Origin of the sequence: Mesorhizobium sp. CU3 (assembly GCF_006442965.1) — a bacterium.
Taxonomy (GTDB): domain Bacteria; phylum Pseudomonadota; class Alphaproteobacteria; order Rhizobiales; family Rhizobiaceae; genus Mesorhizobium.
The window spans coordinates 71,220-90,962 of record NZ_VFWX01000014.1; the positions used below are offsets into that span (position 1 = coordinate 71,220).

The 19,743-nt window shown below is 64.2% G+C and carries 21 protein-coding genes and 1 tRNA gene; 8 read left to right on the forward strand and 14 right to left on the reverse strand.

Going from position 1 to position 19,743, the window contains the following annotated elements:
• Positions 1 to 5: 5 nt before the first annotated feature.
• On the reverse strand, positions 6 to 863 hold the full coding sequence (locus FJ988_RS21300; RefSeq protein WP_140820321.1) for a LysR family transcriptional regulator: 858 nt from the start codon (positions 861 to 863) through the stop codon (positions 6 to 8).
• Positions 864 to 958: 95 nt separating this feature from the next.
• On the opposite strand from FJ988_RS21300, the gene FJ988_RS21305 reads away from it, so the two are divergent.
• Positions 959 to 2,296: an aspartate aminotransferase family protein gene (locus FJ988_RS21305; RefSeq protein ID WP_140820322.1), complete on the forward strand. Its 1,338-nt coding sequence runs from the start codon at positions 959 to 961 to the stop codon at positions 2,294 to 2,296.
• A gap of 38 nt (positions 2,297 to 2,334) precedes the next feature.
• Here FJ988_RS21305 and coaBC read toward each other — a convergent pair whose 3' ends face one another.
• The 3 genes from coaBC to ubiE form a co-directional block, all read right to left on the reverse strand.
• Positions 2,335 to 3,807 (reverse strand): bifunctional phosphopantothenoylcysteine decarboxylase/phosphopantothenate--cysteine ligase CoaBC, encoded by a 1,473-nt coding sequence (gene coaBC, locus FJ988_RS21310; protein WP_210242781.1) that lies wholly within the window; start codon positions 3,805 to 3,807, stop codon positions 2,335 to 2,337.
• A 72-nt stretch (positions 3,808 to 3,879) separates the two neighbouring features.
• Positions 3,880 to 5,454 carry a 2-polyprenylphenol 6-hydroxylase gene (gene ubiB / locus FJ988_RS21315; protein WP_140820323.1) on the reverse strand — a complete coding sequence of 525 codons (1,575 nt, stop codon included), beginning with the start codon at positions 5,452 to 5,454 and terminating at the stop codon, positions 3,880 to 3,882.
• A gap of 43 nt (positions 5,455 to 5,497) precedes the next feature.
• Positions 5,498 to 6,274 (reverse strand): bifunctional demethylmenaquinone methyltransferase/2-methoxy-6-polyprenyl-1,4-benzoquinol methylase UbiE, encoded by a 777-nt coding sequence (gene ubiE, locus FJ988_RS21320; protein WP_140820324.1) that lies wholly within the window; start codon positions 6,272 to 6,274, stop codon positions 5,498 to 5,500.
• 168 nt (positions 6,275 to 6,442) lie between these two features.
• Here ubiE and FJ988_RS21325 point away from each other — a divergent pair, with 168 nt between their 5' ends.
• From FJ988_RS21325 to FJ988_RS21335, 3 genes are all read left to right on the forward strand, one after another.
• Positions 6,443 to 7,417 carry an adenosine deaminase gene (locus FJ988_RS21325; protein WP_140820325.1) on the forward strand — a complete coding sequence of 325 codons (975 nt, stop codon included), beginning with the start codon at positions 6,443 to 6,445 and terminating at the stop codon, positions 7,415 to 7,417.
• Between the two features lie 156 nt (positions 7,418 to 7,573).
• Positions 7,574 to 8,203 carry a uracil phosphoribosyltransferase gene (upp, locus tag FJ988_RS21330; RefSeq protein ID WP_140820326.1) on the forward strand — a complete coding sequence of 210 codons (630 nt, stop codon included), beginning with the start codon at positions 7,574 to 7,576 and terminating at the stop codon, positions 8,201 to 8,203.
• A 106-nt stretch (positions 8,204 to 8,309) separates the two neighbouring features.
• Positions 8,310 to 8,876: a TIGR02281 family clan AA aspartic protease gene (locus tag FJ988_RS21335; RefSeq protein ID WP_140820327.1), complete on the forward strand. Its 567-nt coding sequence runs from the start codon at positions 8,310 to 8,312 to the stop codon at positions 8,874 to 8,876.
• Between the two features lie 62 nt (positions 8,877 to 8,938).
• Here FJ988_RS21335 and deoA read toward each other — a convergent pair whose 3' ends face one another.
• From deoA to FJ988_RS21365, 6 genes are read right to left on the reverse strand one after another with little or no spacing between them, the layout of a single operon-like run.
• Positions 8,939 to 10,255, reverse strand: coding sequence for a thymidine phosphorylase (gene deoA / locus FJ988_RS21340; RefSeq protein WP_140820328.1), 1,317 nt, complete (start codon positions 10,253 to 10,255; stop codon positions 8,939 to 8,941).
• On the reverse strand, positions 10,255 to 11,058 hold the full coding sequence (locus tag FJ988_RS21345) for a purine-nucleoside phosphorylase (RefSeq protein ID WP_140820329.1): 804 nt from the start codon (positions 11,056 to 11,058) through the stop codon (positions 10,255 to 10,257). The genes deoA and FJ988_RS21345 overlap by 1 nt, the downstream gene beginning before the upstream one ends.
• 13 nt (positions 11,059 to 11,071) lie before the next feature.
• Entirely contained in the window at positions 11,072 to 11,464 is a 393-nt protein-coding gene (gene cdd, locus FJ988_RS21350) for a cytidine deaminase (RefSeq protein ID WP_140820330.1), read from the reverse strand.
• Positions 11,465 to 11,522: 58 nt separating this feature from the next.
• The gene (locus FJ988_RS21355; RefSeq protein ID WP_140820331.1) at positions 11,523 to 12,494 is read right to left on the reverse strand and encodes an ABC transporter permease; all 972 of its coding nucleotides are present in this window, start codon (positions 12,492 to 12,494) and stop codon (positions 11,523 to 11,525) included.
• 1 nt (position 12,495) lies between these two features.
• Complete coding sequence (locus FJ988_RS21360) at positions 12,496 to 13,635, reverse strand: ABC transporter permease (RefSeq protein WP_140820332.1); 1,140 nt, start codon at positions 13,633 to 13,635, stop codon at positions 12,496 to 12,498.
• Complete coding sequence (locus tag FJ988_RS21365; protein ID WP_140820333.1) at positions 13,632 to 15,164, reverse strand: ABC transporter ATP-binding protein; 1,533 nt, start codon at positions 15,162 to 15,164, stop codon at positions 13,632 to 13,634. The genes FJ988_RS21360 and FJ988_RS21365 overlap by 4 nt, the downstream gene beginning before the upstream one ends.
• A gap of 156 nt (positions 15,165 to 15,320) precedes the next feature.
• On the opposite strand from FJ988_RS21365, the gene FJ988_RS21370 reads away from it, so the two are divergent.
• Positions 15,321 to 15,530: a SlyX family protein gene (locus FJ988_RS21370; RefSeq protein WP_140820334.1), complete on the forward strand. Its 210-nt coding sequence runs from the start codon at positions 15,321 to 15,323 to the stop codon at positions 15,528 to 15,530.
• 22 nt (positions 15,531 to 15,552) lie between these two features.
• Complete coding sequence (locus FJ988_RS21375; RefSeq protein WP_140820335.1) at positions 15,553 to 15,966, forward strand: hypothetical protein; 414 nt, start codon at positions 15,553 to 15,555, stop codon at positions 15,964 to 15,966.
• Here the strand turns inward: FJ988_RS21375 and FJ988_RS21380 are convergent.
• From FJ988_RS21380 to FJ988_RS21395, 4 genes are all read right to left on the reverse strand, one after another.
• Positions 15,961 to 16,416, reverse strand: a complete 456-nt coding sequence (locus tag FJ988_RS21380; protein ID WP_140820412.1) for a GNAT family N-acetyltransferase — start codon at positions 16,414 to 16,416, stop codon at positions 15,961 to 15,963. The two genes, FJ988_RS21375 and FJ988_RS21380, sit on opposite strands and share 6 nt — an antisense overlap.
• A gap of 65 nt (positions 16,417 to 16,481) precedes the next feature.
• Positions 16,482 to 17,471 carry a BMP family protein gene (locus FJ988_RS21385; RefSeq protein WP_140820336.1) on the reverse strand — a complete coding sequence of 330 codons (990 nt, stop codon included), beginning with the start codon at positions 17,469 to 17,471 and terminating at the stop codon, positions 16,482 to 16,484.
• Between the two features lie 206 nt (positions 17,472 to 17,677).
• The gene (locus FJ988_RS21390) at positions 17,678 to 18,004 is read right to left on the reverse strand and encodes a hypothetical protein (protein ID WP_140820337.1); all 327 of its coding nucleotides are present in this window, start codon (positions 18,002 to 18,004) and stop codon (positions 17,678 to 17,680) included.
• 84 nt (positions 18,005 to 18,088) lie between these two features.
• Complete coding sequence (locus FJ988_RS21395) at positions 18,089 to 18,784, reverse strand: hypothetical protein (RefSeq protein ID WP_246688625.1); 696 nt, start codon at positions 18,782 to 18,784, stop codon at positions 18,089 to 18,091.
• A gap of 401 nt (positions 18,785 to 19,185) precedes the next feature.
• On the opposite strand from FJ988_RS21395, the gene FJ988_RS21400 reads away from it, so the two are divergent.
• Together FJ988_RS21400 and FJ988_RS21405 are read left to right on the forward strand one after the other, a co-directional pair.
• Positions 19,186 to 19,275 (forward strand) — tRNA-Ser (locus tag FJ988_RS21400).
• A 70-nt stretch (positions 19,276 to 19,345) separates the two neighbouring features.
• A complete protein-coding gene (locus tag FJ988_RS21405; protein ID WP_140820339.1) occupies positions 19,346 to 19,738 on the forward strand; it encodes a hypothetical protein in 393 nt (130 codons plus the stop codon).
• The last annotated feature ends 5 nt before the right edge of the window (positions 19,739 to 19,743 follow it).

Genomic DNA, 19,743 nt, shown 5'->3' on the forward strand with positions numbered 1-19,743 from the left:
CGGCGTCAAAGCGATGGAAGCACGCCGCGGATGTGATCGGCGAATGCCTCGATCGCGGGCGATCGTTCCGCCCCGGCGAAGGCGACCAGTATGCCAAGGCCGGGCAAGGCGGGAAGCGGAGCGCCGAGTATGTGAAGATCGGGCGGCACCGCTTCCTCGGCCATCACGCTGATCGCCAGGCCCGACCGCGCCACGGCGATCAGCCCGGCAAGGCTGTTGCTGGCATAGGCGATCTTGTAGCGCAGCCCGGCGCGCGCCATCGCCTCGCAAGCACCCTTGTGATCGATGGCGTTCGAGGCGGCCAGTGCCAGCGGAACGGTGTCGCCAAAATCGTAATGCTCCAGGGCCGGCCTGCTGCCCACCCACACCAGCGCTTCCCGGCGCACGACGTCCGCCGCCGCGCCCGGATCGGGAACGGAAACCAGCGCAAGGTCGACCTGCCGCGCGTTGAGCAGCGTGCGCAATTCGACCGTCGGCGCAGAGACCACCTTGATCTCTATATCGGGATACATCGTGCCGAAGCTCTTCAGCAGCGACGGGAAGAACGCGCTGAGATAATCCTCGGGACTGCCGAAGATGATCGAGCCATGCAGGCCCTTATCGGAGAAGGCCGAGATCGCCTCGTCGTGGATCTTGAGGATGCGCTCGGCATAGGCGAGAAACCGTTCGCCGCTGCCGGTCAGCCGCACGCCGCTGCCGCTGCGGTGGAACAGGTTTTGGCCCAGCGCTTCCTCCAGCCGCTGGATCTGCATCGTCACGGCCGATTGCGTGCGCCCGACCTGCACCGCCACGGCGCTCAGCGTGCCCGAATGCGCGGCACGCACGAAAGTCGACAGGAGCTTGAGGTCAAGCGGAGCCTGCATATCAAATCCATTGATATCCGGATCCGATTACTATCAATTTTACTGCACTCGCGCCAGCCGCTATCGTTTGCCAGGCGATATGATGGAGCTGCACGATGTCGAAGAACGAGGACCGTGGCTTTTGGAGTTCGGCGCAAAAGCACCTGATCCGCTACGGTGGCAGCTTCGAGCCGGCCATCATCGAGCGCGCGGCCGGCTCCTTCGTATATGACGCCGACGACAGGCCTATCCTCGATTTCACCTCCGGCCAGATGAGCGCGCTGCTCGGCCACTCGCATCCCCGCATCGTCTCGACGGTCACCCGGCAGGTCGGGCAGGTCGCGCATCTGTTCAGCGGCATGCTGTCCCGTCCAGTGGTCGAGCTGGCCGAGCGCCTTGCGGCGCTGGCGCCAGGGCTCGACCGGGTGCTGCTCTTGTCGACCGGCGCGGAATCGAATGAAGCCGCCATCCGCATGGCCAAGCTGGTCACCGGCAAGCACGAAATCGTCGCCTTTTCGAAGAGTTGGCACGGCATGACCGGCGTCGCGGCCTCCGCAACCTACAGCGCCAGCCGCAAGGGCTATGGGCCGGCCGCCGTCGGCTCGCTCGCCATCCCAGCGCCGAACAGTTTCCGGCCGCGTTTCAGGAATGCCGACGGCTCGCTGGATTGGCGGACCGAACTCGACGACGCGTTCGATCTCGTCGACAGCCAGTCGACGGGCAGCCTCGCCGCCTTCGTCGCCGAGCCGATCCTGTCGAGCGGCGGTATACTGGGACTGCCGCAAGGCTATCTGGCAGCGCTCAAGCAGAAGTGCCGCGAGCGCGGCATGCTGCTTATCCTCGACGAAGCGCAAACCGGCATCGGCCGCACCGGCCATATGTTCGCTTTCCAGCGGGATGGCGTCACCCCGGATATCCTGACGCTCTCCAAGACGATCGGCGCCGGGCTTCCGCTCTCGGCCGTCATGACGACGGCCGAGATCGAGGAAGACGCGCATGCGAAAGGTTTCCTGTTCTACACCACACATGTCTCCGACCCGCTGCCGGCAGCGGTCGGTCTCGCCGTGCTCGATGTGGTGGAGGAAGAAAAACTGGTCGAGCGTGCCCAGCGTCTCGGCGCGCAACTTTTCGAGGGCCTGTCCCGATTGAAGCAGCGTTACGAATGCGTCGGCGACGTGCGCGGCCTAGGGCTGCTGCTCGGCGTCGAGATCGTCAAAGACCGTAAGGACCGTGTCCCAGATCACCAGCTTGGCGCGGCGATCGCCGCCGAAGCGTTCAGGCGCGGGCTAAGCATGAACATCGTCAAGCTCCCCGGCATGGGCGGCGTCTTCCGCATCGCGCCGCCGTTGACCATCTCCGAGGCGGATCTGGATCTCGGCCTGCGGATCATTTCGGAGTCGATCGAAGCCTCGCTCGCCGCGAGCGGGAGCGCACCGGGCATAGCCGCCGAATAGGATTTCCCCGGCCAGATCGCCTCTCGGCCGGCGAAGCCTTATACGACAATGGTCTTTAGCCGCTCGGCAATGAGCCCGGCAAGCCGCGCCGCCACCTCATCCTTGCCCATTTCCGGCCATTCCTCGACGCCCGTTTTCGAGACGATGCGCACCTTGTTGCGGTCGCCGCCCATCACGCCGGACGGCCCGATGCCGCTCTCATGCGAGACGTCGTTGGCGACGATGAAGTCGGCGCCCTTCTTCTTGAGTTTGGCCTCGGCATTGCCGATGAGGTCCTGCGTCTCGGCCGCGAAGCCGACGACGAGGCCCGGCCGCTGGGCATGATGGCCGACGCCGGCAAGGATGTCCGGGTTCTCGACCATCTGCAGCGAAGGCGGGCCCTCGCCCGCCACTTTCTTGATCTTCTCGCCGGCGGCATTGGCCGTGCGCCAGTCGGCGACGGCGGCCACGAACACGGCGGCATCCGCCGGCAACAGGCTCTCGACCGACTGCTTCATCTGCGCGGCGGTCTCGACATGCGTGGTCGCGACACCCGCCGGATCGGCGATGGTGACCGGACCGGACACCAGCCGCACATCGGCGCCGAGCTTCGCAAGTGCGGCCGCGATGGCGTGGCCCTGCTTGCCCGAGGAGCGGTTGGCGATGTAGCGCACCGGATCGATCGGCTCATGCGTCGGCCCGGAGGTGACGATGATCCGGCGGCCGGCAAGCGGCTTCGGCCTCTCGTCGAGCATCGCCTCGATCGCAGCGACGATCTCCAGCGGTTCTGCCATGCGGCCCTCGCCCGCCTCGTTGCTCTCCGCCATCTCGCCTTTGGCCGGACCGACAAAGGCGATGCCATCCTTCTGCAAGGTCGCGCGGTTGCGGCGCGTCGCGGCATGCGACCACATTTTCGGGTTCATCGCCGGGGCCATCAGCACCTTCTTGTCGGTGGCTAGCAGCACCGTGGAGGCAAGATCGTTGGCATGACCGTTGGCGAGCTTGGCCATCAAATCGGCGGTCGACGGCGCCACGACCACAAGGTCGGCCTCGCGCGACAGCCTGATATGGCCGACATCGTGCTCATCCTTGCGGTCGAACAAATCGGTGAAAACGTGATCGGCCGACAGCGCGCCGACCGACAGCGTGGTGACGAATTCCTGCGCAGCGGCGGTCATCACCACCCGTACCGAGGCCCCGCGCTCGCGCAGCCGGCGGATCAGGTCAAGCGATTTGTAGGCGGCGATGCCACCGCCTATGATCAGCAGGATGCGCTTGCCCAACAGCGAGCCGCGCACTGATGTCTTGCCGGAAACCGCGACAACCGGCGCCGTCTGTTGGCTTGAGCCTGCCAGCGTGCGCAGCGTCTTCTCGATCTGGTCGAGGCGACCGGCCTGCCCTGCCCGGCCTTCGACCGCGGCGCGGATCATCAGGCGTGCCTGCTCTTCCATCGAGCAGCCGTTCTCGGCCGCGAGCTGCCGCAGCAGATCCTTCACGTCATCGTCCAGGTTGCGGATGGTGATACTGGCCATTTGATTGCACTCGCATAATCGTCACGAATGCAATGATAGCAATGCAATCACCTATCGGCAAGTCGACGGCCGTCAGAGCAGCTTCCACGCGATGTAGATCAGCGTCAACGCAATCACCCACAGCGCCACGCGGCCCGAGCGGGTGTGCCGCGCTTCGGCCTTGCCGATGGCGCGCGCGGTCGCTTCGTCGAAGCGCAGGCCGTTCTCGGCCATCAGGTCGATCTCGCGCGACAGCCGGTCGGTCCGGGCGGCGAGGTCCGGCGCCTGTCTTGCTAGCGTCAGCAGCGCCTTGGCGCCGTCGCGCGCGTCCGTGAGCAGGCCGCGCGGACCGAGATTGCCGGCGATCCAGTCTCCGACCACCGGTTCCGCCGTCTTCCACATGTTGAAGGCGGGATCGAGCGTGCGCGCCACGCCCTCGACCACGACCATGGTCTTTTGCAACAAGATCAGCTCCGGCCGCGTCGCCATGTCGAACAGCTCGGTAACTTCGAACAAAAGCGTGAGCAGCTTCGCCATCGAAATGGTCTCGGCCGACTGGCCGTGGATCGGCTCGCCGATGGCGCGGATCGCTTGCGCGAAGGCCGAGACATTGTGCTGGCGCGGCACGTAGCCCGCCTCGAAATGGACCTCGGCGACGCGCTGATAGTCACGCACGATGAAGCCGTAGAGGATTTCGGCCAGGAAGCGGCGCTCCTTCTTGCCGAGACGCCCGGCAATGCCGAGATCGACCGCGACGATGGTGCCGTTCGCCTCGACGAACAGATTGCCCGGATGCATGTCCGCATGGAAGAAGCCGTCGCGCAGCGTGTGCCGCAGGAACGACTGGATCAGGTTGGCGGCGATCGCCTGGAGGTCGTGCCCGGCTGCGGCAAGACCGGCCAGATCGTTCATCTTGATGCCGTCGATCCACTCCATGGTGAGCACGTCGCGGCCGGTGCGCTCCCAGTCGACCGCCGGCACGCGGAAACCCGGATCGTCCTTGGTGTTCTCGCCAAGCTCCGACAGCGCCGCCGCTTCGAGCCGCAGATCCATCTCGATCCTGGTGGTCTGCGCCAGCGTCTCGGTCACCTCGACCGGCCGCAGGCGACGCGACGAGGGGATGTATTTCTCCTGCAGGCGGGCGGCTAGGAAATAGCTTTCGAGGTCGTGGAAGAAGCGGCGGCGCACGCCGGGCCGGATGACCTTCACCGCCACCAGCGAAATGCTGCCCTCGCGGGAAACTTCGGCGCTGTGCACCTGCGCGATCGAGGCCGCCGCCACCGGCTCGCCGAAGCTCACATAGAGGTCGTCTATCTTGCGCCCGAGCGAACCCTCGATCGCATGCACCGCTTCCGCTTTCGGGAAGGTGTGCATCTTGTCCTGCAAAAGCGCGAGGTCGAGCGCCATGTCGTTGCCGACGACGTCTGGCCGCGTCGCCAGGAACTGGCCGAGCTTGACATAGGAAGGTCCGAGCCGCACCACCGCCCGCGCCAGCCGGTCGCCGCGCTGATAGCTCAGCGCCCGGCGGCGCGTGAACAGGCGCGCCACGCGCCAGCCGAATTTCGGCATGCCGGAAAGCTCTTCGCCGGGCAACGCCGCGACGACGCCCTCGCGGACCAGCACCCAGCCGGCCCGGACCAGCCGAAAGGCGGCGGCGGCGCTGCTCATTGACCACCCCGGTTCAAGAGGGCCTGCTTCAAAGGGTCCCGCCTCAAAGCTTCCAGCCCGAATGCAGCGCGGCGATGCCACCCGAATAATTGCGGAAGCTCACCCGGCCAAACCCGGCGCGGGTGATCATGGCCGCGAAATTCTGCTGGTTGGGGAATTTGCGGATCGATTCGACGAGGTAGGAATAGGGCTCGCCGTCGCCGGTCACAGCCTTGCCGATCTTCGGAATGGCATTGAACGACCAGGCTTCATAGGCCTTGTCGAGCAGCGGCATATCGACCTCGGAAAATTCCAGGCACAAAAACCGTCCGCCGCGCTTCAGCACACGATAAGCCTCGCTCAACGCCGTCTCTACGCGCGGCACGTTGCGGATGCCGAAGGCGATCGTATAGGCGTCGAAGGTCTCGTCCTCGAAAGGCAGTTCCTCGGCATTGGCTTCGACGAAATCGGTGTTGGCCGAAAGCCCCTGCTTTTCGGCGCGGTCGCGGCCGACAGAGAGCATCGAGCCGTTGATGTCGAGCACGGTGGCATGCGCCTGGCGCTGGCTGGCCTCGACGATGCGGAAGGCGATGTCGCCGGTGCCGCCGGCGACGTCGAGAACCTTCCAGCCCGTCCGCTTCGGCGGATTGAGCCAGGCGACCATCGCGTCCTTCCACAATCGATGCAACCCAGCCGACATCAGATCGTTCATGAGGTCGTATCGATTGGCCACCTTATGGAAGACGTCGTTTACGAGGGGCTGCTTCTCGCCCTCGCCGACCTTCCTGAACCCATAGGAGGTTTCCATGCCGCCCGCGGCCGTGGTTCTCTCAACTGACATTATTTTGATCCGTCATAAAACCGGCGCGACCATAGCCGATCGATGGTGCCGAAGCTATTGTCCAGGGCGCGGTTTTCGGCCGCGCTTTCAAACCCCTGCCGGGAAAGGTCTCGCGTGATTTCCAGGCCAGAATCAGCGCGAGAGCAGCGTACCAGACGGGATGACCGCATGATCTTGAAGGCCGAACTGCACTGCCACATCGAAGGGGCGGCGGCGCCCGAGCTCGTCGTCGCCCAGGCCCGCAAATACGGCAAGGACACCTCGCCCTACATCCAGGACGGCTCCTTCGTCTGGCACGATTTCACGTCTTTCCTAGCCGCTTACGACTTCGCCTCGGACCTGTTCCGGACAGAGGAGGATTATGCACGCCTTGCCGATCATTATCTGACCAGCCTCGCCCGCGACGGCGCCATCTATTCCGAGGTCTTCACCTCGCCGGACCATGCGAAGAAGGCCGGCCTGTCACCAAAGGCCTATACGGATGCGCTGGGCGAAGGCATGGCCCGCGCCAAGGCCAAGACCGGCATCGAGGGCCGCATGATCGTCACCGGCGTGCGCCATGTCGGCGTCGAGGCGATCGAGCAGGCGGCGCGCTTCGCAGCGCGCTGCGGCCATCCGCTGGTGACCGGTTTCGGCGTCGCCGGCGATGAGCGCATGGGCGATTTCGAGGATTATGTGCGCGCCTTCGAGATCGCGCGCGAGGCCGGCCTCGGCATCACCATCCATGCCGGCGAGCTAATGGGCTGGGAAAGTGTGGCGGCAGCCCTCGACCACATCCGCCCCTCGCGCATCGGCCACGGCGTGCGCGCCATCGAGAACCCCGACCTCGTGCGGCGCATCGCCGACCAGGGGGTGGTGCTGGAATGCTGCCCGGGCTCCAACATCGCGCTGAACGTCTTCGGCAGCTTCGCCGACCACCCCTTTCCGGCGCTGCGCGCCGCCGGCTGCAAAGTGACGCTCAACTCCGACGATCCGCCCTATTTCTGGACGTCGCTGAAGCGCGAATACGACATCGCCGCCGAGCATTTTTCCATGGACGACAAGGCGCTTGCCGCTGTCACCAGGACGGCGATCGAGGCGGCCTTCGTCGATCGCAAGACCAAGACGATGCTGCTTGGCCGACTGGATGCGAAGGCTCGGTGAGTAGGGACTAGTGAGTAGTCAGTAGTGACGGATTTGACCGCGCGCGCATCGATCGGTTGAAGGCCGTCGCTTTCCCCGAGGCGGGGACTCGCAAATCGGCTCACTATTCACTACTCACTACTGACTATTCACAGAACCATCACGTCGGAGCACATCATGCAGGGCGTCACCGTCGTCGACCACCCCCTTGTCCAGCACAAGCTGACCATCATGCGCAAGAAGGAGACCTCGACGGCCGGTTTCCGGCGGCTGCTGCGCGAGATTTCGCTGCTGCTCGGCTATGAGGTGACCCGCAATCTCGAGCTGACCACGACCATGATCGAGACGCCGATCGAGGAGATGGAAGCGCCGACGCTGGAAGGCAAGAAGCTGGTCTTCGCCTCGGTGCTGCGCGCCGGCAACGGCCTGCTCGAAGGCCTGCTCGACCTGGTGCCGGCGGCGCGTGTCGCCCATATCGGCCTCTACCGCGACCACGACACGCTGGAAGCGGTCGAGTATTTCTTCAAGGCGCCGAGCGATCTTGCCGACCGCCTGGTGATCGTCGTCGATCCGATGCTGGCGACCGCCAATTCGGCGATCGCGGCCATCGACAAGCTGAAGGGGCGCGGCGCCACCAACATCCGGTTCCTGTGCCTGCTTGCCGCGCCCGAGGGCATCGAGCGCTTCACCAAGGCGCATCCGGACGTGCCGATCTTCACGGCCTCGATCGACCGCCAGTTGAACGAGAAGGGCTATATCATGCCCGGTCTCGGCGATGCCGGCGACCGCATGTACGGCACGAAATGAGCGCATTTGTTTACCGATCGTTTACGCAAGTCCGTGGTTCCGGCGCGCGTTAAAACGGAAAACACCATGTCGGCTTAAGGGTGGAGCCTTGTTTTAAGGGGCGTCCATGCTGCGCAAGCTTCTCATCCTCGGCATCTGTGCCGGAACCTCGGCTTCGATACCCATTGTGTATCAGTCGAATCCGCAGATCGTCGAAAGCTGGCTAAGATCAAGCGTCGCCGCCAAGCCGGAAGCGGCGCAGCCCGAGCCGCAAGCCAATCTCGCTTCGGTGCCGGACAAGCCGGCGGCGCCGATGCCGCTCGGCCGCCAGGTGCTGGTCAATGCCGACGCGCGCGGCCATTTCACGTCTTCGTTCAAGCTCAACGGCCGCCAGGTCGACGGCATGATCGACACCGGCGCCACGCTTGTCGCCATCAACATCTCGACCGCGCGCCGGATCGGCATTTCGCTCAACCCGTCCGATTTCAATCGCCAGGTCAACACCGCCAACGGCGCCATCAAGGCCGCCGTGGCGACTATCGACCATCTGCAGATCGGCAAGATTTCGGTCGACAACGTGCAGGCGATGGTGCTCGACGACAGGGCGCTGCAGACCAACCTGATCGGCATGAGCTTCCTGCAGCGCCTGCAAAAGTATCAGGTCCAGGACGGCGCGCTGCTCCTTGTGCAGTAGTCCGGTCAGAGCAATTCCAGGAAAAGTGGAACGCGGTTTCCATCCGGAATTGCGTAAACGCTCTATCTAACCAATATCCGCCTGAGGACGGTCTTTTCCGCGGGCGGCTTCGAACCTCCGGTCGTATAGGCCGCGCGCACGGCGGCAGCGGCCGCTTCGGCATCTGCGTTTGTGCGGGCATGCACCAGCGCCAGTGGCTCGCCCCGGCGCAGTTCGGCGCCGACCGGCAAGAGCCTGGTCAAGCCAACGGCATGGTCGATTTTATCATCCGGCCGCCTGCGCCCGCCGCCAAGCGTGACGACTGCAAGGCCGATGTCGCGCGTCGCGACGACGGTGACGAAACCATCCGTCTCAGCCCGCACCGCCAGTTCGACGGGCGCCTTCGGCAAATACTTGTCCGGGTTCTCGATGAAATCGGCCGGGCCGCCAAGCGCCGTGACCATGCGCGCGAAGATGGCGGCCGCGCGGCCGCCCGCAAGCGTCTCGGCGGCGCGCCTCAACCCGTCCTGATTGGACGAAACGATGCCGGCCGATTGCAGCATCTCGGCCGCCAGCGCAAGCGTCACGTCCTCCAGCCGGCGATCGCGATAACGGCCCGTGAGGAAGTCCACCGCATTCTTCACCTCGACCGCATTGCCGGCAGCCGATGCCAGCGGCTCGTTCATCCCGGTTACCAGCGCCGAGGCGTTCAGGCCGGCGCCGTTGGCGACCTCGACCAGGCTGTTCGCCAGCGCCACCGCATCACGCGACTTTTCCATGAAGGCGCCGTTGCCGACCTTGACGTCGAGCACCAGCGAGCCGAGCCCCGCGGCGAGCTTCTTCGACAGGATCGAGGCGGTGATCAACGGCACGGATTCGACCGTGCCCGTCACGTCGCGGATCGCGTAGAGCCTGCGGTCGGCGGGCGCGAGATCCGCGGTCTGGCCGATGATGGCGCAGCCGGTCTCCAGCACCGTCTTGCGAAACAGCGTCACATCGGGCTGGCTGATATAGCCGGGAATGGCATCCATCTTGTCCAGCGTGCCGCCGGTGTGGCCGAGGCCGCGGCCCGAGATCATTGGCACATAAGCACCGCAGGCAGCGACGATCGGCGCCAGCATCAGCGAGACATTGTCGCCGACGCCGCCGGTCGAATGCTTGTCGGTGACTGGACCCGGCAGGTCGGACCAGTCGAGCACATCGCCGGAATCGCGCATGGCGAGCGTCAGCGCCACGGCCTCCTCGCGGCTCATGCCGTTGAGAAATACGGCCATGGCGAAAGCGCCGACCTGACCTTCCGAGATGCTGCCCGCCGTCAGCCCTCTGACAAAGGCCGCGATCTCGTCGGCCGCGAGCCTGTGGCCGTCGCGTTTGCGGCGAATGATTTCTTGCGGGAGCATCAGTCGGGCAAGCCGTCCTGGAACACGCGCCGCAGGATCGTCGCCAGCCGGGCGCCGCCGATCGGGGCCATGTCCTTGGTTTCCTGATGCGACAGCTCGGCCCCGGTCATCCCCGCCGCGAGATTGGTGATGACCGAGCAGGCGGCCACTTTCAGCCCGAGGAAGCGCGCGAGGATCACCTCCGGCACCGTCGACATGCCGACCGCATTGGCGCCCATGACACGCGCCATCCGGATCTCGGCCGGCGTTTCGAAGCAGGGTCCCGAAAACCACATATAGACGCCCTGGTGCAGCGCGGTGTCCGTCGCCTTCGCCGCCTTCTCGATCGCGCCACGCAGGCCGGCGTCATAGGCCTCGGTGAGGCCGACGAAGCGGCGATCGCTCGGCTCGCCGATCAGCGGATTGGAGCCGGAGAAATTGATGTGGTCGGTGATCATCATCACCGAGCCCGGCCCCATCTCGGGATCGACCGAGCCGGCGGCGTTGGTCAGGATCAGATGCGAGATGCCGATGCCGGCCAGCACCTCAAGTGCGGGACGCATCGCGGCGGCATTGCCGTGCTCATAATAGTGGGCGCGGCCGGACAGCATCAGCACCGGTGTGCCGGCAAAGTTTCCGGCCACGACCTCGCCGGCATGGCCGGAAACGCCGCTGCGTGGAAAACCGGCCAACTCGGCATAGGAGATACGCCTGGCGTCCTTGACCTGATCGACCAGGCCGCCAAGGCCGGAGCCGAGCACCAGCGCCGCCGTCGGCGCTAGCCCGTCGAGCTTTTCGACCAGGCGATCCAGTGCTTCCATCATGTCGACCAGCTCTTCATTTGAGGATATCGCCCCTGAAGCCGTAAGGCAGCATGTCGCCCATGGTCACCGTCTCGGCGACGCCCGTGTTGTCGCACAGATAGAGCTTCGTGTCCGGCCGGCAGAATTCCGCCAGCCGCTGCCGACAGCCGCCGCAAGGCGAGCATTTGGCCATGCGCTCGGCGATCACCGCTATCTCGACGATCTTGCCGCCACCGCCCATGATGTAGTGGCCAAGCGCGGTCGTCTCGGCGCACCAGCCCTCGGGATGGGATGCCACCTCGATGTTGGCGCCGGTGAAGACGCGGCCGTCCTCGGTGCGAAGTGCGGCACCCACCGGGAATTTCGAATAGGGCGCATAGGCCTTGGCCATCGCCGCTTTCGCCGCCTCGAACAGATCATGCGACATTCAGCTCTTCTCTCCCACGATCTTGTTCAAATGCCGGCTGGCGGACCGAAATAGGGCCTCAGCGTTCCTTGACATAGGGCACGCCGCCGGCGCGCGGCGGAATGGCCTTGCCGATGAAGCCGGCAAGCAGGATGACGGTCAGCACATAGGGCAGCGCCTGCATGAACTGTGCCGGCACCTTGCCGACAAGAGGAAGCGGCGATCCCTGCAGGCGGATCGAGGCCGCGTCGAGGAAGCCGAACAGAAGGCAGGCGAACATGGCGTTGACCGGCTTCCATTTGGCGAAGATCAGCGCCGCAAGCGCGATATAGCCCTTGCCTGCGGTCATGTCCTTCACGAAGCCGCCATTCTGCACCATCGACAGGTAGGCTCCGGCAATACCGGTGAGGATGCCGGTGCAGATCAGCGCGCGATAACGCAACCAGGCGACCGAAATGCCGGCGGTATCGACGGCGGCCGGATTTTCGCCGACCGCGCGCATCCGCAACCCGAAACGGGTACGAAACAGCACCCACCAGGTGAACGGCACCATCAGGAAGGCGATGTAGACCAGGATGGAATGGCCGGAGAGCAGTTCCGAATAGATCGGGCCGATGATGGGCACATCCCTGATGGCGTCGGCGCCCGGCCAGACGATCGCCTCGAACCGCTCGCCGGGCTGCAGCGCCGGCGTGCGCCCGCCCTGCTGGAACCAGGCTTGCCCAAGCATGATCGTCGAGCCCGCCGCGATGAAGTTGATCGCGACGCCGGACACGATCTGGTTGCCGCGATGCGTGATCGAGGCAAAGCCGTGCACCATGGCAAAGGCGACCGAGATCAGGATCGCCATGCCGAGGCCGATGAAGGCGGAATGAAAGACCGCGGCCGCCGAGGCGCCGGCAAAGGCGCCGACCAACATTTTGCCTTCGAGCCCGATATCGAACACGCCGGCGCGCTCCGAATAGAGGCCGGCTAGGCAGGCGAGCAGCAGCGGCACCGACAGGCGAATGGTGGAATCGAGAATCTGGACGATGGCGATGAAGATATCCATCTCAGGCGCCCTTTCCCTTGACCGCTTCCATGCCGACCGACTTCGGACTGAACGAGGCGAAAATCGCCTGGATGTAGGGCCTGAACATATGCTCAAGCGCGCCGGCGAAGAGGATGACAAGGCCCTGGATGATGACGATCATGTCGCGGGTGATCGCCGGCATCTCGAAGGAAAGCTCGGCGCCGCCCTGGTAGAGCATGCCGAACAGGATCGCCGCCAGCACGATGCCGATCGGATGCAGCCGGCCCATCAGCGCCACCGCAATGCCGACGAAGCCGGCGCCGGAGACGAAATCGATGGCGACATTGTGCTGGTCGCCCATCACCGGGTTGAGCGCCATCATGCCGGCCAGCGCGCCCGAGATCATCATGGCGGTGATGATGATGCGGGTTTCCGAAATGCCAGCATAACGCGCCGCTTTCGGGCTGTGGCCATAGGTGCGCATTTCGTAGCCGAGCCGGGTGCGCCAGATCAAAAGCCAGACCAGGAACGCCATCAGCAGCGCCAGCAGGAAGCAGATGTTGAGCGGCGCCGAGCGGATCTTGGCGCCGAACAATTCGATCACCCAATTGAGCTTCGGCAGCTCCGCGCCGCCGACGAAGTTGCGGGTCTGCGGCGCCTGCGAGCCGGCCGGCTTCAGCAGGCCGACCAGCAGATAGACCATCACGGAGGCGGCGATGAAGTTGAACATGATGGTGGTGATGACGATGTGCGAGCCGCGCTTGGCCTGCAGATAGGCCGGGATGAAGCCCCAGAGGGCGCCGAACGCGGCCGAGGCGACAATGGCAAGCGGAAACAGCACCCACCATGGCAAAATGCTGTCCAAGGGCAGGCAGACAAGCGCGATGCCGAGGCCGCCAATATAGGCCTGGCCCTCGGAACCGATGTTGAACAGGCCGCAATGCGCCGCCACCGCGACTGAAAGGCCGGTGAAGATGAAGGTCGTGGCATAAAACAGCGTGAAGGCGATGCCTGTCCCCTTGCCGAAGGCGCCTTCGACCAGGATGACGGCGGCGCGGAACGGATTTTCGCCGACCAGCACGACGACGAGGCCGGCGACGATGAAGGCTACCGAGAGGTTGATCAGCGGGATTAGCCCATAGTCGGCCCAGGCCGGCAGCTTGGCGTAGGGCGTGCTCATTCGGCGGCCTCCTGCTGCTCGACGCCGGCCATTAAGAGGCCGAGCTCGCCTTCGGTGGCGTCGGGGCCGCGCTCGCCGACGATGCGGCCGGCGAACATCACCAGGATACGGTCGGAAAGCGAGCGGATCTCGTCGAGCTCGACCGAGACCACCAGCACGGCCTTGCCCTGGTCGCGCATGGCGATCAGCCGCTTGTGGATGAATTCGATGGCGCCGACATCGACGCCGCGCGTCGGCTGACCGACGATCAGCACCCCTGGATCCTGCTCCATCTCGCGCGCCAGCACGATCTTCTGCTGGTTGCCGCCTGAGAAATTGGCTGTCTTCAGGCGAGGATTAGCGGGCCGGATATCGTATTTCGCGATCTTGTCCTTGGCATCACTGACGATGGCCTCGACGTTGAGGAACGGACCTTTCAGATAACGCTCGTCGTCGTGATAGCCGAGGATAGAATTCTCGTTCTCCTCGAAGGCCAGCACCAGTCCAACATGATGGCGGTCCTCCGGCACATGGGCGAGGCCGCGGTCGCGCAATTCGCCGGGGTCGGCCTTGCCGGTGAGGTCGATCGGCTTGCCGTCCAGCATCACCTCGCCGGAGACCGCGTGCCTTATGCCCGAGATCGCCTCGAGCAGTTCGGACTGGCCGTTGCCGGCGACACCGGCGATGCCGACGATTTCGCCGCCGCGCAGGTCGAAGGAGACGTCGTCGACCATGGTGACGCCGCGGGAGTCTTTCACCGTCAGGTTCTTCACCGAAAGTTTCACGGCGCCGGACTCGGACTCGCCCTTCTCGACCCTGAGCAGCACTCGCCGGCCGACCATCAGTTCGGCCAATTCGCCGACCGTGGTCTCCTTGGTCACCCTGGTCGCCACCATCGTGCCCTGGCGCATCACCGAGACCGTGTCGGTAATCGCCATGATCTCGCGCAATTTGTGGGTGATGAGAACGATGGTTTTTCCCTGATCCTTCAATTGCTTGAGGATGCGGAAGAGGTGATCGGCCTCTGCCGGCGTCAAAACACCCGTCGGCTCGTCGAGGATCAGGATCTCGGCGCCGCGATAGAGCGCCTTGAGGATTTCGACGCGCTGCTGCAAGCCGACCGGCAATTCCTCGATGACGGCGTCGGGATCGACCTCCAGCCCATATTCGCGCTCCAGCCGCTCGAGCTCCGAACGCGCCTTGGCGATGCTGCTTTTCAACAGCGCATCGTTCTCCGCGCCGAGAATGACGTTTTCCAGCACGGTGAAATTGTCGACCAGCATGAAGTGCTGGTGCACCATTCCGATGCCGAGCGCGATGGCGTCGTTGGAGGTGTGGATCGACGCCGGTTTGCCGCCGACGCGGATCTCGCCGCTGTCGGCCTGGTAGAAGCCGTAGAGGATCGACATCAGCGTCGACTTGCCGGCGCCGTTCTCGCCGACGATGCCGTGGATGGTGCCGCGCGTGATTTCCAGATTGATGTCGCGGTTGGCGCGCACGGCGCCAAAGCTCTTGTTGATGCCGATGAGCTCGATAGCGGCTTGCGCCATGCGGCCTGTTCCCACTGTTATTTTTTATCGCTTGGTCAAAATGCCTAGCATGATGCCCAGCCCGTGCCAATTGGCCATTCACTCTCGACAAATCCCCGCGCGCTTGTCAATTTCCAAGGTGGGTAGGAGCTTCACATTCGCAAAAGGCGGTTCTCAATGGCCATGCCTGACGACCGGCTGACGACGCTGGAAATCCGCGCCGCCGAGCAGGACAAGACCATCGAGGAACTGTCCGGCCAGATCGCCGAGCAGTGGAAGGTGATCGAGCGCATGGAACGCAAGCTTGCCGCGCTCACCGACCGGTTCCTGGAGCTGGAAGAACAGGCTGCTCCCGACGTGCCGGTGACCAAGCCGCCGCACTGGTGAGGGAGCATGGGAGAAGAAGGCCATGTCGAGTGAAAGCGACCGCGTCGCCAGAGCCGGCGACTATGTCTTCGGCCTGATGAATGACCGCGAACGCGCCCGCGCCGAGCGCGACCTCAAGATCGATCCCGCCTTCCGCGACACCGTGCTGAAGCTCGCCGAGCGCCTGCGCGCCCTCGACCCTGCCGGTTCCTCTACGGAAGGACAGGACGCCCGCTGGAAACAGGTTTCGCAACGCCTTGCCGAATTGCCGCAGATGCACATCCGGCTTGCTGGACCCGCCGAGACAGAGGCCGATCTGCCGCCGGTCGTGATCCACCGGCTGCAACGCAAGCCCTATGGCGTCGGGCTGCATGCCCTTGGCGGACGGTTGGGCTTCGTCATCGCGCTTGCCCTGCTCGCCGCCTTCGCGCTCGGCTATATCGCCGGCACGCTATAGTTTTTTCGACATGAGAAGCATCGGCTCGCCGTCCTGCTCGAACGGCTCGACCGTGGTCCAGCCCAGCGCCTCGTAGAAGCCTCGTGCCTGCCAGGTGTAGAGATGAAGCGTCCTCACTCCGACCGAAGCGGCGCGCGCTTCAATGGCTTTGACCAGCGACGTACCGACGCCCTGGCCTCGACAGGCTTCGTCGACGATGAGGCCGGCCAGCCAGGGCGTAAGATCATGCGCCGGCTCGATCTCGTCGCGCACCAGGAGGCAGCTCCCGATCGGCCGGCCCCGATCGCGCGCGACGAAGGCCGCCTCGAACCCGTCGCCGACGATCAGCCCGCGCAGTCCGTCCATGTCGTCCTGGAGCGTTCGCCCGGTGCCATCGAAAAATGCCGCGAGCCGAAGCCTGGCGATCGCTTCGACATCGCCGTGCACCATGACTTCGATGGTCGGTCGCATCATTCGTCTCCAAAACGAAACCGCCGGGCAATGCCCGGCGGTTCGATTTTCAACTCAACTGCCGATCAGTACGGGCAGGCGTTGTCGGTGGTGTAGTCGTGCACCTGGACCTTGCCGGAGATGATGTCGGCCTTGGCCTTTTCGACGGCGGCCTTCATCTCGTCGGTGACCAGCGCCTTGTTGTTGTCGTCCATGGCGTAGTCGACGCCGCCTTCCTTGAGGCCGAGATTCTGCAAGCCGCCCTTGAAGGTGCCGTTCTTGCCATCCATGAAGGCGTTGTAGACGGCGACATCGACGCGCTTCATCATCGAGGTCAGCACCTTGCCCGGCTGCAGGCCGTTCTGGTTGGAATCGACGCCGATGCCGAGCTTGCCGGCATCCGCGGCCGCCTGCAGCACGCCGACGCCGGTGCCGCCGGCCGCCGCGTAGACCACGTCGGCGCCCTGGTCGATCTGCGTCTTGGCGATCTCGCCGCCCTTGGCCGGGTCGTTCCAGGCTGCCGGCGTGTCGCCGGTCATGTTCTGGATGACGTCGGTGGCGCCGGCCGACTTGGCGCCGCCGACATAGCCGCATTCGAACTTGCGGATGAGCGGAATGTCCATGCCGCCAACGAAGGCGACCTTCTTCGACTTCGACGCCATCGCCGCCAGGATGCCGACGAGGTAGGAGCCTTCATTCTCCTTGAACACCAGCGAGCGGACATTGGGCATGTCGACGGCATCGTCGATGATGGCGAAGTTGAGGTCCGGATAATCCTTCGCGACAGCCTTCAGCGCGTCCTCCCAGGCAAAGCCGGCCATGACGATCGGGTTGCGGCCGTCCTCGGCGAAGCGGCGCAGCGCCTGCTCGCGCTGCGAGGCGTTGGAAACTTCGAATTCGACGTAAGCGACGCCGGTTTCCTTCTTGAACTTCTCGGCGCCGTTATAGGCGGCCTCGTTGAAGGATTTGTCGAACTTGCCGCCCAGGTCGTAGAGGATGGCCGGCTGCACATCCGCGGCGAAAGCCGGAAGAACCATTGCGGTTGCGGCCAGGAGGCCGAGAACGATACGTTTCATGTGATCCACACCCTGTCGGTTATGTCCGTGACGGTTGTTTTATGGTTTGTACCGCTTGCCCGCCCGGTTCTCCGGCAGGTTCGCGACGTCAGGCAGGAAGTGTTTTCCCCTCCCGCTCGCGGTCAATCTGGCACGCCGCGAAACAAAATTCACGTGGAATTTTGACCTGTTGGAAAAAGCGTTACCGGCCGGCTCGATCGCCGACTTCAGGGCGTCGGGGCAAATTCGGCGTTGCGGCGCTTGCGCCGATAGCCGATCGCGTAAAGCAGGAAGGCGAGCGCCGCGAACACCGCGAAACCCGGCTGGGCGAGCACCCAGGCGACGATGCCGTCCCACACGATCGGGCTTGCCTTGGCCCGCACGAAAGTCTCGAAAGCCGCCCGCGTATCGGGCGAAACCGCCAGCCAGCTCGTGTTGAGCGGCGTTATCACCAGCGCCGATTCGGCGACCGAACGGGTCGTGTCGATCACCGCCATGATCACGGAAATCGACAGCGCGACCATCGCCGCCAGCCGAAACATAAACCGCAACATCGACCGCTCTCCCCGGGAAGCTCCCGTCTACCCCGCAACCGACATAGAGCGTGCGCAGGTCACGCGCAATCGCAACGGTTGAAATTAGGCAGCCCGCGCCGGCTTGCGCCGGTTGACCCGCCAGACAGCGAAAATGCCGCCGGCGATCGCGCCAAGGATCAAGCCGCCCAGGCCGATAAAGGCGGCGAAGAACCCGCAGGCGCCCTCGAAGCAGCTCATCTGCGTGGCATCGGCGATCAGCGATCCGGCGAAGAATCCGGCGCAGGCGCCGATGGCGCCGCCAAGAATGATGCCGAGCAACGCCGCAAGCACCGAAACGAGGACCGGCGGCCGTTCGGTCTCGGCATTGGCATAGACTGTCTTGGCGCCAGCGCCTTGGCGCAGGAGGTAGATGCAGAGCAGGCCAATGGCGATTTCGGCAACGGTGAAGCCAAGCGCCTCGGCCGAGAAGGCGAAGCTGAAAAACACATAGGCCTGACGGATGACGAGCCAGATGATGATGGCCACCTGCCAGATCGTGTAATGGCGCGGAAAGCGGGCCGAGCGGTTGAAGGCAAGGCCAAGCAGGTACAATCCCCACAGAATGGTGATGACGCCGCCGGTCAGTCCGCCATAAACGAGCAGGAAGGCATTTTCCGGCAGGCTGAAGTCGCCGATCAGCCGCCAGTTCGCGAACAGGCCATAGGCCGACAGCCCCATGACGACGACGAGCCAGCCCACCGGTATAAAGGAAAGCCCGCCGTCCGGTTGTCCCGCGGGTCGCTGGTCGATCGATGCCATGTCAGGACGATGCCCCTCGCACAGCCCAAGGCAATTCCAGCCAACGCTCAGCGATTTTCTGTCTGGAATCGCGTGAAAACAAACATTTAGCGCAGTCGACAGCCGGACAGGGTCGAAGTCAAGCGCGGCTGCATATGCCGACCGGCCTATGCACATCATTCGGCGCTGCAAAGGCGGACGCATGGACCATCCACGGCAAAAGCCGTTGCGCTGCCATTATGGCTTGGCATTCGCTTGCGGATCGACTAGATGAGCCCCGCGCCCGTTTGCCTAGACGGCTAGCGGTGCTGGGAAGGGCTGCCCGCCGGTTGAAGGCAGCCACATGATCCGTAGAGGATTTCCTAAGGGAGCATCTCCCCAACCCGCACGGCGAAACCGGCCGGCGCGAGATGCGAAAAGACGGAGAGGTGGCCGAGTGGTTGAAGGCGCACGCCTGGAAAGTGTGTTTACGGGAAACCGTAACGCGGGTTCGAATCCCGCTCTCTCCGCCAGATATCCTTGAAATACTTGAATTTTCCGTTTTATTGATTCTTGCGTACAAAGCTGCGGACACGCCCAAAGATGCCAACCCTCAGTGACAGCTATGAAGTTATCGGCCGCATCCTCGCAAAGCTCATCTTGAACGGCCTTCGCCGGCAGGAGCTTGAGGCAAAGCATGTTTTCTCAGAACAGTACCCGACTGGGGACGATGTGCATCATTTCGTTGACGTAATGGAGTGGCTGCGCGCCGAGGGCTTGGTCACCGTCCTGTCGCAGAACATAGCTGGCGGCTATTTTGGAGCGCAATTGACGGCTAAGGGCATCGCCGCGATCGAGAAGGGGGCGTTCAATGGATCGACATCGATCCGCGAGGCGGTTGAAGGCAAGCCGGGCGGTCTCAGTGCTGAGAGCTACGGCAAGATCGGCTCATTGATCGGTGGTTTGATCGGCGGCTTTGCACAGTCGGCAGGCTGACCTTT

Bases quoted from the DNA above. Each gene is read 5' to 3' on its own strand.
- FJ988_RS21300 (WP_140820321.1), bottom strand. From the start codon at position 863: ATGCAGGCTCCGCTTGACCTCAAGCTCCTGTCGACTTTCGTGCGTGCC.
- FJ988_RS21305 (WP_140820322.1), top strand. From the start codon at position 959: ATGTCGAAGAACGAGGACCGTGGCTTTTGGAGTTCGGCGCAAAAGCAC.
- coaBC (WP_210242781.1), bottom strand. From the start codon at position 3,807: ATGGCCAGTATCACCATCCGCAACCTGGACGATGACGTGAAGGATCTG.
- ubiB (WP_140820323.1), bottom strand. From the start codon at position 5,454: ATGAGCAGCGCCGCCGCCGCCTTTCGGCTGGTCCGGGCCGGCTGGGTG.
- ubiE (WP_140820324.1), bottom strand. From the start codon at position 6,274: ATGTCAGTTGAGAGAACCACGGCCGCGGGCGGCATGGAAACCTCCTAT.
- FJ988_RS21325 (WP_140820325.1), top strand. From the start codon at position 6,443: ATGATCTTGAAGGCCGAACTGCACTGCCACATCGAAGGGGCGGCGGCG.
- upp (WP_140820326.1), top strand. From the start codon at position 7,574: ATGCAGGGCGTCACCGTCGTCGACCACCCCCTTGTCCAGCACAAGCTG.
- FJ988_RS21335 (WP_140820327.1), top strand. From the start codon at position 8,310: ATGCTGCGCAAGCTTCTCATCCTCGGCATCTGTGCCGGAACCTCGGCT.
- deoA (WP_140820328.1), bottom strand. From the start codon at position 10,255: ATGCTCCCGCAAGAAATCATTCGCCGCAAACGCGACGGCCACAGGCTC.
- FJ988_RS21345 (WP_140820329.1), bottom strand. From the start codon at position 11,058: ATGATGGAAGCACTGGATCGCCTGGTCGAAAAGCTCGACGGGCTAGCG.
- cdd (WP_140820330.1), bottom strand. From the start codon at position 11,464: ATGTCGCATGATCTGTTCGAGGCGGCGAAAGCGGCGATGGCCAAGGCC.
- FJ988_RS21355 (WP_140820331.1), bottom strand. From the start codon at position 12,494: ATGGATATCTTCATCGCCATCGTCCAGATTCTCGATTCCACCATTCGC.
- FJ988_RS21360 (WP_140820332.1), bottom strand. From the start codon at position 13,635: ATGAGCACGCCCTACGCCAAGCTGCCGGCCTGGGCCGACTATGGGCTA.
- FJ988_RS21365 (WP_140820333.1), bottom strand. From the start codon at position 15,164: ATGGCGCAAGCCGCTATCGAGCTCATCGGCATCAACAAGAGCTTTGGC.
- FJ988_RS21370 (WP_140820334.1), top strand. From the start codon at position 15,321: ATGGCCATGCCTGACGACCGGCTGACGACGCTGGAAATCCGCGCCGCC.
- FJ988_RS21375 (WP_140820335.1), top strand. From the start codon at position 15,553: ATGTCGAGTGAAAGCGACCGCGTCGCCAGAGCCGGCGACTATGTCTTC.
- FJ988_RS21380 (WP_140820412.1), bottom strand. From the start codon at position 16,416: ATGCGACCGACCATCGAAGTCATGGTGCACGGCGATGTCGAAGCGATC.
- FJ988_RS21385 (WP_140820336.1), bottom strand. From the start codon at position 17,471: ATGAAACGTATCGTTCTCGGCCTCCTGGCCGCAACCGCAATGGTTCTT.
- FJ988_RS21390 (WP_140820337.1), bottom strand. From the start codon at position 18,004: ATGTTGCGGTTTATGTTTCGGCTGGCGGCGATGGTCGCGCTGTCGATT.
- FJ988_RS21395 (WP_246688625.1), bottom strand. From the start codon at position 18,784: ATGGCATCGATCGACCAGCGACCCGCGGGACAACCGGACGGCGGGCTT.
- FJ988_RS21405 (WP_140820339.1), top strand. From the start codon at position 19,346: ATGCCAACCCTCAGTGACAGCTATGAAGTTATCGGCCGCATCCTCGCA.